Annotated in this window: 16 protein-coding genes; 7 read left to right on the top strand and 9 right to left on the bottom strand. The window is 45.4% G+C overall.

Annotated elements, in window-relative coordinates:
- Positions 1–55: 55 nt before the first annotated feature.
- A complete protein-coding gene (locus SD449_RS05700) occupies positions 56–232 on the bottom strand; it encodes a hypothetical protein (protein ID WP_166250160.1) in 177 nt (58 codons plus the stop codon).
- Between the two features lie 381 nt (positions 233–613).
- Between SD449_RS05700 and SD449_RS05695 the strand changes: the two genes are divergently transcribed.
- On the top strand, positions 614–1345 hold the full coding sequence (locus SD449_RS05695) for a hypothetical protein (RefSeq protein WP_166250159.1): 732 nt from the start codon (positions 614–616) through the stop codon (positions 1343–1345).
- A gap of 92 nt (positions 1346–1437) precedes the next feature.
- Here the strand turns inward: SD449_RS05695 and SD449_RS05690 are convergent, their stop codons facing one another.
- From SD449_RS05690 to SD449_RS05660, 7 genes are all read right to left on the bottom strand, one after another.
- Positions 1438–1980, bottom strand: coding sequence for a DUF1643 domain-containing protein (locus SD449_RS05690; RefSeq protein WP_166250158.1), 543 nt, complete (start codon positions 1978–1980; stop codon positions 1438–1440).
- A 34-nt stretch (positions 1981–2014) separates the two neighbouring features.
- Positions 2015–2548 carry a hypothetical protein gene (locus SD449_RS05685; RefSeq protein WP_166250157.1) on the bottom strand — a complete coding sequence of 178 codons (534 nt, stop codon included), beginning with the start codon at positions 2546–2548 and terminating at the stop codon, positions 2015–2017.
- Between the two features lie 291 nt (positions 2549–2839).
- Entirely contained in the window at positions 2840–4426 is a 1587-nt protein-coding gene (locus SD449_RS05680; protein WP_166250156.1) for a type IV secretory system conjugative DNA transfer family protein, read from the bottom strand.
- Positions 4427–4437: 11 nt separating this feature from the next.
- Positions 4438–5457: a MobB family relaxase gene (gene mobB, locus SD449_RS05675; protein ID WP_318309294.1), complete on the bottom strand. Its 1020-nt coding sequence runs from the start codon at positions 5455–5457 to the stop codon at positions 4438–4440.
- A 2-nt stretch (positions 5458–5459) separates the two neighbouring features.
- Positions 5460–6044 carry a BfmA/BtgA family mobilization protein gene (locus tag SD449_RS05670; protein ID WP_318309293.1) on the bottom strand — a complete coding sequence of 195 codons (585 nt, stop codon included), beginning with the start codon at positions 6042–6044 and terminating at the stop codon, positions 5460–5462.
- A gap of 542 nt (positions 6045–6586) precedes the next feature.
- The gene (locus tag SD449_RS05665; protein ID WP_166250153.1) at positions 6587–7036 is read right to left on the bottom strand and encodes a JAB domain-containing protein; all 450 of its coding nucleotides are present in this window, start codon (positions 7034–7036) and stop codon (positions 6587–6589) included.
- Positions 7037–7103: 67 nt separating this feature from the next.
- Positions 7104–7451, bottom strand: coding sequence for a single-stranded DNA-binding protein (locus tag SD449_RS05660; RefSeq protein ID WP_166250152.1), 348 nt, complete (start codon positions 7449–7451; stop codon positions 7104–7106).
- 127 nt (positions 7452–7578) lie between these two features.
- On the opposite strand from SD449_RS05660, the gene SD449_RS05655 reads away from it, so the two are divergent.
- Together SD449_RS05655 and SD449_RS05650 are read left to right on the top strand one after the other, a co-directional pair.
- Positions 7579–7809, top strand: coding sequence for a hypothetical protein (locus SD449_RS05655; RefSeq protein WP_166250151.1), 231 nt, complete (start codon positions 7579–7581; stop codon positions 7807–7809).
- Between the two features lie 611 nt (positions 7810–8420).
- On the top strand, positions 8421–8582 hold the full coding sequence (locus tag SD449_RS05650) for a hypothetical protein (RefSeq protein ID WP_166250150.1): 162 nt from the start codon (positions 8421–8423) through the stop codon (positions 8580–8582).
- A gap of 337 nt (positions 8583–8919) precedes the next feature.
- Here SD449_RS05650 and SD449_RS05645 read toward each other — a convergent pair whose 3' ends face one another.
- On the bottom strand, positions 8920–9105 hold the full coding sequence (locus tag SD449_RS05645) for a hypothetical protein (protein WP_166250149.1): 186 nt from the start codon (positions 9103–9105) through the stop codon (positions 8920–8922).
- A gap of 330 nt (positions 9106–9435) precedes the next feature.
- Here SD449_RS05645 and SD449_RS05640 point away from each other — a divergent pair, with 330 nt between their 5' ends.
- From SD449_RS05640 to SD449_RS05625, 4 genes are all read left to right on the top strand, one after another.
- Complete coding sequence (locus tag SD449_RS05640; RefSeq protein WP_166250148.1) at positions 9436–9906, top strand: Hsp20/alpha crystallin family protein; 471 nt, start codon at positions 9436–9438, stop codon at positions 9904–9906.
- 70 nt (positions 9907–9976) lie between these two features.
- On the top strand, positions 9977–10435 hold the full coding sequence (locus SD449_RS05635; protein ID WP_318309289.1) for an Hsp20/alpha crystallin family protein: 459 nt from the start codon (positions 9977–9979) through the stop codon (positions 10433–10435).
- 26 nt (positions 10436–10461) lie between these two features.
- Positions 10462–10677 carry a hypothetical protein gene (locus tag SD449_RS05630; protein WP_166250146.1) on the top strand — a complete coding sequence of 72 codons (216 nt, stop codon included), beginning with the start codon at positions 10462–10464 and terminating at the stop codon, positions 10675–10677.
- A 61-nt stretch (positions 10678–10738) separates the two neighbouring features.
- Positions 10739–11236, top strand: a complete 498-nt coding sequence (locus tag SD449_RS05625) for a hypothetical protein (protein ID WP_166250145.1) — start codon at positions 10739–10741, stop codon at positions 11234–11236.
- Positions 11237–11312 lie beyond the last annotated feature (76 nt).

The following is an 11312-nucleotide window of genomic DNA, read 5'->3' as shown; positions in this document are numbered from 1 at the left end:
ATTAAAAAAAGCCATGCCTGATTTCCAGACATGGCTCAAATTAGTAAAATTATTCTTACTGATCGCCTCCTCCGGGTGGTGGCGGAGGTGGTGGTGGCGTCGGGTCTTGGTCGTCTCCTTCGGTAGCGACCATGTCGTATTCGCTCTCAATCTCAGCCGTATCGGTAGTGGAACATGAGAACATAAACATATTCAAAACAACGGCCATCAAGGCCAAAAACACTTTCTTCATTTTTATGAAATTTTAAGATTGGACAAAGAGGGGGCTGTCCGGATTTTCCGGTGCGTTGGTGCTTTTCAGCCACCTGTGAGTTTGGAGTACTCCTTTGCTAGTGTTGGAAAGTGGAAACTGCATGTGACCCTTTAGGTTACTTTCCAATGAACCCTATACAGGTCACATTACAGCATCCCATAAAAATGAATTTTCTAGAACGACTATGTTAGCAACACATAGCGAATCCATTTTCTGTGACAAAGTAAATTGAGGTGTTCCTTTGGATTGCAGACAATGATCGGACTTCTATTGGACAAGTTTTAGACACCACTGTTACTAAGGGTTTACACGTGAACTGCCCAAGGATTTGTACATCTGAATTTTGTATTTTTAAGCGATATGGAAGACATTAGAATCGAAAATTTGGTATGGGATGTCTTTAGAAAGGCGGAACGGGAAACTGTTTCACACACAAGATTTGCCTTGGCTACCCATGTAGCGTCAAAAACCAACCTAAGCTCCAAGACTTTGGAAAGGGCCTATGACAAATATGTGACCCGGACCAATAAGGGCTACAAATTACAGGCAGACAGCATCGATTTATTATGTACCTATCTGGGATATAACGATTTTGCCCATTATGTCAAGGAAAAATCCCAAGAAAACAATAGCCTAGGAACGACCACTCCGCAAACAACAAGGAGAAACCCGCTTTTTATAATGGCTGGGGGGGCGATAGCCATTATGTCCATTATATATCTATGGCCAGGCAAGGAAGAAAAAAGTACCACCAATGCAAACTGTATGACATGGGCCGACACCCTTTATGTCCCAATATCCTGCGATGCAGGACCCTTATCAACACATGGGACCCCAATCGTACCTATAGATCCCATTAAAATGAAAAGTTTCAAAAAAGTAGAAGTGGATATGGCGACCCAATTTTTTTCAGAACAGACGGGACAACCACTAATCTGGTATTACACCAAAAGTAACGATGAGACTGAATACTATACCGCCCCCGGATTACATCCCATTACAGGTAAGACCTTAAAGGCAATTACAGAGCATATCATCATGACCCGTATACCGATGCATACCAATCGGGAAGATTCATACCTGGAGGAATAGGAGAATTCAATACTATCACAAAGGATTAAGAACAATGGGTTTTCATTTGGATGCCTTTACCTTAACGCATGCATCCCCATTAGTGGTTACGGTTATCCTTTAAGGACCTCCGATACATATCGCTGTATATCAAAATCTACAAATGTACTTTTCACAGGCTTATAGAGTGGATGTCTAGGATGTCCCTTTTGCGTTGGCTCCTGAATGATCTTCCAATTGACATCTATGCCCTTTAGAGCAGCAAACATTTCTAAAAAGCACATCTTCAGATAGGGTCTATATTCGATCAAATTACCAAAGGCCAGCCATACTGTACCGATATTGTATTCTACTAGGGTGCGTTTCACTATGGATAGATTTTCTTTGATTGCATGAGGATTGACCTCATAATCAATTTCGCTGATGTCCGTGGCCCTTTGTGGACAAATGTTGAACATCACCCAACCATCATACCCGTTAAACTCGGCGATACGCTTAACAGAACCCAAAGTATTGTCCAGGTCGTCCGGTCTGGCTGTACTGGGATTTATCCCGATGCAGCCAACCATTCGATTTCCTTTTTCGCCCAAGGCGTACCTTAATTCATTGCTCCCATTGTTCATGTAGATCCATTCTATGGGTTTAACATGTTCCATACGTTTTTTCTTTTTCAGTTCAATCATATAATTGTTACCTTTCCATTGATCTACACGGTCGCCCGAAAACCTCGTCAAAAGCGACTTCGGCTTGTTCTCGAATCAACTTGTCACTGTCCTTCATTTTGAATACGATGACCATCCAGCCCCAAGAGTTATAAGGTTCTTGGTTGATGTTTATTCCATTTCTACCTGAGTTATCCATTTTTAGGCATACTCCATAGTGAACACCCTTACCAGAGTGCGAACTGTTATAGGTATCATTGGCCAAATGGCTGATAACTCTTTTTTTTGTAAAATATGAATGTCCTCGATAGATCACTTTGTAATTGGAATACTCCAAAGAACAACTGTCAATACCATTGACCTGATAGTCGGTCAAAATCAAATAAAATCCTGAGTTGTACCATAATTTGTCCAAATCGGTCTCATCACGGATTTGCAATACCTGAAAATCATTGGATTTCTTGTAAAGGTCCATTGATTTGAAATAATCCATCAAATCATATTTAATTTTCCGTTTTACTTGGTCGATTGATTCCCTATACTTCGTGATGTGTTGTTTCATTGGCTTTGGCATTAAATATCCTATATATCATTTTCAAGATCAATTGGACCGATTTCCAATCTCATTGCGTTGTAGTCTATAAAAATACCATTCTTATACTGCTTTTCTTTATGGAATCGCGTAAACCAAATTCACAATTTATGTTACACCACAAAAATCTACGTTCAATCTATCTTACAGGTACTTGATTAACGAAATCACCTATCGCCCCGTTTTGGAACGAGCGGATTTTATCTTAAATCATCTGAGGCAACATTAATTTTCCAATGCCTGTAATCTTTTAAAGTCTGTTTATTTGAACAAGGTACTCACCTCCCGATGCACCTTTAAGTAATGCTGCTCCAAATCCTTTTCGGAGTATTCCCTAGCCTTTGGTAACCCTTTCGGGATATCGGGCCTCGGAAACCGTACCTTTCGATCCTTGCCGTCCGCAAATACCACAAACTCCCCTTGTTTCAATCGAAAGAACACCTCTGCCCTGCGTTTGGACACCTCCTTCTCCCCTTCCGTAATCCGACGCTCCAGGTTGAGCCCTGAGCTCTTACTCACGCTCCTAGTGGGTATCTTCACCAGCTCAAAGAAACGCTCGTAATAGCGAGCGGTATCCGGGTCGTTCACCTTACCAAAAAACTGATAGGATAGATTGGACAAAATGGCCTTACTGGCCTTCTCCCCGTACATCATATCGTTCTGGACCTTGTCCTGCAGGACATAAACACTTACAATATCATAGCTCCGCAAGGTAGCCGGTATTCTGTGCATGTTTAATAGCCGTAAGGTAGAAGCCTCCTCCAACAGCATAAAGGAAGGTTTTCGGTTGCGTTGGCTCATCTGTTTGGAGATGGTATGCATAATGGTAGCGATCACGGGAGACAGGGAGGCGTCCTTCTGGGGATTGTTCACCAGGGCAATGACCGAGGGATTCTCGCTATTGTTGATGTCCAAAGGAATCTCATCGGCGGACAGCACCATGAATATTTTCCGGGTACTGATCTTCTTGATGGCATTGGCCAGTGTACTCATTACACCTGCGGTCTGCCGCTCTGACCCTACCCCACTGATAAAGGCATCGGCCATGGCACGGGAGGTAAGGTTCTCCCGCAGAAACTTGATCAAGCTTTTGGTTCCCAGTTGTTGGTACAGGGCCATCAAATGGGGCAGTGTGCAGAAGTCGGGATAATCGGTTTTGAGCCGCCAAATCAAGCCACTGATCAAACCTTCCGCCGCATCCTTAAAGAACCGAGAGGTGCTGTTCTCATCGGAATCCTTGTGTTCCATCAAATTTTCCAAAAGCACACGGGATACCTCATGCACACTTTCCTCATCGGGCAGGTATCGTGGGGCAATGGGATTCACGCGGTGATAGATGGGCCCAAAGGATACGATACGGAAGGGAACCTTTTGGTCCTTCCACAAAGGACAGGCCATTTCCGTAATCTCAAAATCCTTGTAATCATGAATGACCCCGGAAAACCGCTGCTGCCTGAAATGCTGCAACAGACCATAGATCACACTCTCGGTCTTACCGCTTCCAGCAGAGGCCATCACGGATATGCCCCTTCTAATGTTACCCAACACCAAAGGCCTTCCCCGGACCTTCAACCTGACCTCGAACACCTTTGGTAGTTTACCGGTATCCTTATGGTGATCCACCAGCCCATAGATTACGGTATGCAAGAAAAACAAAGGAATCCATAGGCTCAGTGCTTGCCCCAATAGCACCTCCCAACTTAATATCCACCCAATAAGCACTACAAGAACCAATAGGCCTACAACAACGTAGAAAAACCCATACTTAAGATAGCGATTCGCCAGAAAGGAAACCCCTCCCCCTAGCAACAAACCAATCCCTATTTCAATCCATCCCATGTGTTCCATAGCACTACCCTTTATATTCCGATTGATCCTGATTCCAGGGCCTTTCCGATGCCCTTTTTGAGCTGCATCATGGCCTTGTAGGCCAATTGGGCCTTGTTGGTGGGAATAGTGGGCACGTTGATACCTGCCTTGAACAACAACTGTCGAGCGGCTTGTCGCTCGCTGGCAGGCAATCCCAACAGGGCCGAAAAAAACCGTTTGGGGTCCTTGTCCAACAGGTTACGGGCATGGTAGGTCTCCACAAAGTTTCTGCGATAGCCAAACTGTTTATCAAAGGTCTTTTCCGCCGCCCGATAAAACTTATCCCTATCAAAGCCCTGTTTGACGGGCTGCCCATGAAGGGTGGTCTCCGAAGTACGGAACTTGGATCCCGGGGAAAGGCTATGGGTATTGGTCCTGTCCATCCGGCTGACGATGATATGGATATGGCTCTGGTGCCCTTCCTTGACCATGCCCGGTACGATACGCTTGCCGTTCTGTTGATGGGGGGCTTCCCGTTCCAAGACCTGTATCCGCTCCTGAAGCTGGGCGATATCCCCTTGCTCGCGACCTTCCTTGATGGCCCTGACCCGGTGTTGCATTTCCAAGATCTTGCTGGCATGGGCCTGGTTTTCCTTGACCTCGCGATCCTTTTCGGAATAGGTGCGTTCCCGTTCCAGTTTGGCAAAATAAAGGATGTCCTTGACGGTCACCTTCCGGTCCCGGTAAAAGGAGGCCGCATAGGCCTGCATGACCTCCTGGGTGTATTCCCGTAATTTTTCAGTGTTGTTTCCGATATGTTTGAGCTCCCTTTGTGAGGGGCTCACCACCAGGGAATAGAACTTGGGTTCCCGTTTCTTGAGCTTGGCCGTATTGGCGTCGATCTCGGCAATGACCCGTTCCGCATCGATGTTGTTCTCTTCCTGGTTAAAATACCCTTCTTGCTGTTCCGGTTCCTTCCCTTCGTTCTCCTTTTCCAAATAGTTGACAAAATCCCGGGCACTACCTCGAAAATTGTCCCCCAGTTGTTGGCGTGTGATGGCGATGTACATGTTTATTGCCTTTTAAGTTTTGTGCGGTATTTTTCGATGGCCTCGGGGTTCAAGTCCAATTTGAGGTGATCCTTGCCAAAACGGTTATGGAACACGCTCACATGGTCCAGCACGTATTTAAAATCCTCCTTGAGCTCTTCCATTTGCTCCAGCAAACGGTCATAACGGATCTTGGGCACAGTGACCTCCCCATCAAAAGTTTCCGGTTCTTTAGGTGGTTTGGCCTCTGTCAACTGTTGTTCGATAAAGTCAAAGTCATTGTCCCATTCTTCGTCATCGGATGCCAGCTCCTGCTCAAAGAGGGCTTGGATCATGCTCACGGTGGGCAAGGTCTGTTCCTTTTCGATACTCCGCATGATGGCCACCATGGCATTGAAGCGGCGTTTGATCAGGTATTTGAGGCTGGCGATTGTCTCGTGCATCCGTTCGTCGGGGGAGATTCCGTTGTGCTCAAAAAACTCGACCATGGCCAACAGGGTCATGGAATGGGATTTCCCTTGACGCTTGGAAAAGCTCCTGAATTTTAAGGCCACCGATATCTTGATTCTCAATCCTGCAAACGTCTCTTTTTCGTATCCTTTATCCATTTTTTCAACAAAAATTCCTTGGTTTTACTGGGCTGGGCCCATTTTTTCAACAAAAATCACTTGGTCCCGAATCGTTTTGAATCTCCAAATACCCATAAACAGGGACCTTGCGGAGCAATCATAATCGGTAGGACGCGCGAGCGTGCTACCCTCTTGCTTCTCTTTTCCGTCCCGCAGGGACAAAAATGAATCGCACAACATGGTTTAAAAACCAGTTGCATCTTATCTAAAAAGTCAAATCAGATCGTACGGACTTTGGGAAAGTCAAATCGGATTGCCGTACATAATAGCAGCCGTATTTCAGCATTTTAAAAATAGCAAAATAAAGCCCTTGAACACAGAAAAACCCAATCATAATGATTGGGTCGAATTGTTGCCCGAGCCTTCTGAAAGAGGGTGGGTATTCATACGGCTTGACTTGTTTTGCTACAAACCATAAAGGTCAGGGTCAAACCCATCGGGATAGTCCCTTGGGTCGTGGTCCTCCGTTTCGCCAGTTTCGGGATCGTACATCCTATTTTTTTCGGTCATCGTTGCAAAATTTATAGGATGCCGTTGTCCGCGAAACTGTAGTAGCGTCCATCGGGTGCCAAGATGATATGGTCGATCACATGGACATCGAAGAGTTGTGCCGCCGCCTTGATCTTTTGGGTCAACTGTTTGTCGGGCTCGCTGGCCTTGAGCTGTCCGGAGGGGTGGTTGTGGGCAAGGATGATCCCCACGGAAAGTGTCTTGAGCACAATGGCAAATAGGATGCGGACATCCACCAAGGTACCCGTGATGCCCCCATGGGAGAGCGGATAGATGCCCTTGACCTTGTTGGAGCGGTTGAGCAATAAGATCTTGAAGGTCTCGTGCAATCCTATGGTATCGGCGTCCCAGTTCTTGAAGAGCAGTTCCGCCACCTCCTTGGAGTTGGTCAGGGAAAGCGATTTCAGGGTACTGAGCTTCTCCCGATAGCTGATCTGTATTTCGTTGACTTTGGGTTCCATACTTGTGGTGTTATGGTTTTAAAAAAGGAAAGGGTACCCAAGCTTTTGACTTGGGCACCCCTTTCCCTTATCCCTCGTTGGTATTTCCGCCCAACAATAGGATCTCGCTGGCCACCACTTCGGTGACATAACGCTTGTTCCCTTCCTTGTCCTCGTAGGAACGGGAGGTCAGTTTTCCCTCGATGGCGATCTCCTTGCCCTTGGTCACGAAGCCCTCGATGATGTCGGCCAGCTTCCCCCATCCGATGACGGTATGCCATTCGGTATTGGTGATGCGCTCCCCTTGGTTGTTCTTGTAGTGCTCGTTGGTGGCCAGGGTCAGGCGTGCCACACGTTTTCCACCGTCCAGATCGGTGATCACGGGATCCTGTCCCACGTTTCCGATCAATTGCACTTTGTTTCTCAATGTACTCATGATAAAAAGGTTTTAAAGGTCTGCCGTCCACACCTTGTGATAGATCGGCAAACAGGGTTAAAGATTTCCCCTCTTTTTTTTTGGTCATTGTCTCCCAAATTTTAAGGGGCGTTTGTTTGCTTCTTACATGCGCAGCATTATAAAAGAAGGGGGTTCTGTCAAGGCTTATGGACAGGAAATCGGGAGGCTCCGCGACGTAGCAAAACCTTTGGCCGTACGAAAGGCAGGCAAGGTTTTCAAGGAAGTGGAAACCCTATTTACGGACAGAACAAAGCCTGGCCTTGACAGGTTCGATAAGGGCCCTTGGGCATCCTTCAGACCCAAGGGCAAAAGAGCGTACGGGAAGTTGAGCGAGTGAAGTCCTTGGTGTCCTGATTGGAAGGCACCGGGCACTGCCCTGTTTTTCGATGCCCCGAAAAACGACCGGGGCTTCTTTTATTACGGGACCCTTAAAATTTGACCGGCGGACGGACGGAATTTTGAGGCCTTACAGGCAAAGCCCCAAGAAGGCTTTGCGAAGGAAGGACGACACAAAAATCCGGACGGACGGCTTCGGCATGGGCAGTTTACAACTACAAATATTTTCATGGACCCCCAGAAGGAACTGAAACTGTTGTGATATTCCGTTTGACCATCCCATCGAAAATTTGGCATCGTGTCAAAAACATCATGGAATTTGTGTCTCTTTTTATCATATCATACAGCTTTAGAAATGTGTTTCTCAACCAGACAGATCCATGAACGTAAAGCATTGGAGCGATGGCTCTTGGTAAAGTCAATGTAAGACGATACCGAAACCGACCTGGAGCTCATTTACTTCCATGCCAACAACCATGGAATTGCTATATTGAATTGGGCATATAATTGGGAGACGTTCACCATGAATTTAACGTTGACCATTATGAGTAGAAAAGGCGTCCGGTAATCATCGGCGACGGGAATTTGGAATCTTGGCTGCACTATGGCAATATGGCCTCAGATGTACAGGATCTCATTGTTGATGATCCCTGGGGATGGGAACTAGAGGTCCATCCGGTAACCAAGGACCTCTATAGTAGGACCATCGAATCCAACCATCTTGGTATCACGGACAAAGTGAACGACGAAGAATTCTCTCCTTCTTATGGGTGACCATAAAAAAGGAGGCTTTTGTTTCCAGACTCCACGCTATCTACGAATCAATCTTCAATTATTTTGGTCTGCTGCTCCATGAGAAACAGCAAAGCAGCATTCCATCCCTAAAGAACTTACCGCAGCATCTTGATATAGCCAAAAAGTCCTACAACCCGTTTATTCAGGGTAAGATTTAAAATGATAAGAATTAAACATTATTGATGGTTTTTCACTTCTGTCAACACCAACCCCAACCAATTCTATTTAAAATTTACCGCTCAACAACTACATTCAAGCGACCAACGAATCTAATTCAAAGGTAGCCCGCTTAATCCATCAATTTTAATTCCAGTGCTTAAGCCGAATAGGAAGGTCGCTTGATTTTGTCACGGGAATGGTCAAACTCGTATTCTTCGCTGTGGAGCATTCGATGGTACGCGGTCTCGTCCACGTTGACGGGAGTCTGAAGATTGGGGAACTGGATCTGATAGTAATTTCCTTTTTTTCCGATGAGCCGTACATTGAGTGGTTTTTTCTCCATAACCTAAATTTTTAAAAAAGTTAAACCATAAAAAAATACCGTTTTAATTTGGCCAAATTCCGTTCCAAAGTTGAACCCCTATAATCTCTTCGACTCTATTCTTGGCAAGATGCTGTTTAAAATGCCAATATGACGTAATTAATGTAAATATTTTATTAAAATGACATTTTTAAACCCAGAACATTCCGAAAAAATGACAGGGATTTTTAGAAGCTCTTAACAAGAACATGACAAAAATCTATTTTGGCATTCCCTTTGTTCATTTAAAATCGGGGAATGGATAGCCCCATACTTTTAGGCAATATGTTAAACTTAAATTTTTTTTAAATCATGAGCAATTTAGTTTCTGTACCAAAAAATGGAAGTTTGGCAAAATCAACCTTGGACTTCCCGACCTGGTCCAACTGGATCGACAGTTTTTTCAGTTCGGACCTGCCTCCAGTGTTCACTTCAAATTTCAGCACCGGGATTAACGTACCCAAAGTAAACATCAAGGAAACAGCGGATGCCTATTGGGTAGAGATGGCCGTCCCCGGAATGAAAAAATCCGACTTCCAAATCGATCTGGACAACCAACAGCTTTCCATCTCGACCAAGATAAAACAGGAAGAGGAGGGCAAGGAGGACAACTACACCCGTAGGGAGTTCACCTATACATGCTTCAGGAGGTCTTTCACACTTCCTGATTCCGTTGACGATGGCAAGATCAAGGCTTCGTACAACGAAGGTATTCTAAGCATTCATCTTCCGAAGAAGGAAGAGGCAAGGAAAAAGCCGGCAAGGACCATCAAAATCTCCTAACATTACACATTTTTTAATAGTTCAATGGACCGGGGGCCAATAGTCCCCTTTCCATTGAACCCAACAATTGTTGAAGCTAAATTTTTGCAAAATGAAAATTTTTGGCAAAGAGGTGGGTAAGGCAATCCAATTCCCACCAATCCTTGAATGGGTTAAGAAATGGGTAAAGCACATAACGGGCATTGGCAAGCTTAGACCGATGGCCATGCCATCGACGGGCAGCACTATTGGGGAGACAAAATTTGGACTTTCCACCCCCAAGCCCGGGTTCGGTAAGGACAATATAAAGATGGAACTTCAGGGCAACACTCTTATCATTAGCCGTGAGAAGGAACATTATCGGGAAGTAAGGAAAAGAAATGGGGTGCGAAGGGAATTTGCACGCGCCTCCTTCCATAAGACCTTGGACGTCCCACGGGACATCGTCCCTGAGAGCATACATGCCATCCTTGAGAACAGGTTATGGCAGGTGCGCTTTTCCAATAGGGAAACAATGTATAGACGGCTCCTCAAGGTGGCCTGGTTTTGACTGTTCAGTATTAAAACAGTTTGTTCATGGTGCGAAAGTTCAAGGCAGGTGACCGGGTCAAGGTAAAGGGAGGTTCCGATGGCCCCAAAATGGAGGTCCTCAAATATATCGCCAAGAAGGAACCCATATTTGGGTTTGTGGACAGGGATACCTATGTGGAATGTGTATGGTACCGCAATGGCGAGCGAAGATCCAGGATATTCCACCAGAATCGCCTTTCCAAGGTAATGCAACTAAAATGAATGTTCAAGGCCCATCAAACTCGGGGTTAGGAACTATGTTGAACCAAAAAAAAAAAGAAGGATGAAAATTCAAATACTATTTTTAACAGGTTTGTTACTGGCCCTGAACAGTTGTCAGGGCCAAGAAAAGAAGGAAAGCAAAATGGTCGAGGAAGGCGACCACAAAGAGGTCGCACAGCCCAAGGGCAGTTGGAAGGTAGATAGGGAATACGATGAGGACGGAAACCTCATTCGCTACGACAGTATCTATTCTTGGTCTTCCGATTCGTTGAACGACCTCTCTGGTCTGGACAGGGACAGCCTTTTGAGCAACTTTGAATCCAAGTTCTATAGCCACTTCTCACAGTTCAGGGACCAGGGGTTCGGGGACATTTTTTCACCGGATTCACTCTTTAGCAGAAGGTTCTTCAACGACGGTTTTTTTCAAAGCGATTTCGGGGAGGACTTTATGGAACTTGACAACATCAGAAAGCGAATGATGGAAAGACAAAGAAAGTTCCTGGAAAAGTACCGCTCCGACCTAGGGGTCCAAGAAAAGGACAGTGTTCAGCGAACATAGTACAGACCTATTGTTGACCAAACCCAGCTTCTTTTAGAATGTAAGTTTGAAGAAAAGGGAGTGTAATATCTCCTTC

It is taken from the genome of Flagellimonas crocea (assembly GCF_033441595.1).
GTDB classification, from domain to species: Bacteria; Bacteroidota; Bacteroidia; order Flavobacteriales; family Flavobacteriaceae; genus Flagellimonas; species Flagellimonas crocea.
Note: the sequence above shows the minus strand (reverse complement) of the source record. Positions and strands in the feature narration are given on the sequence as shown.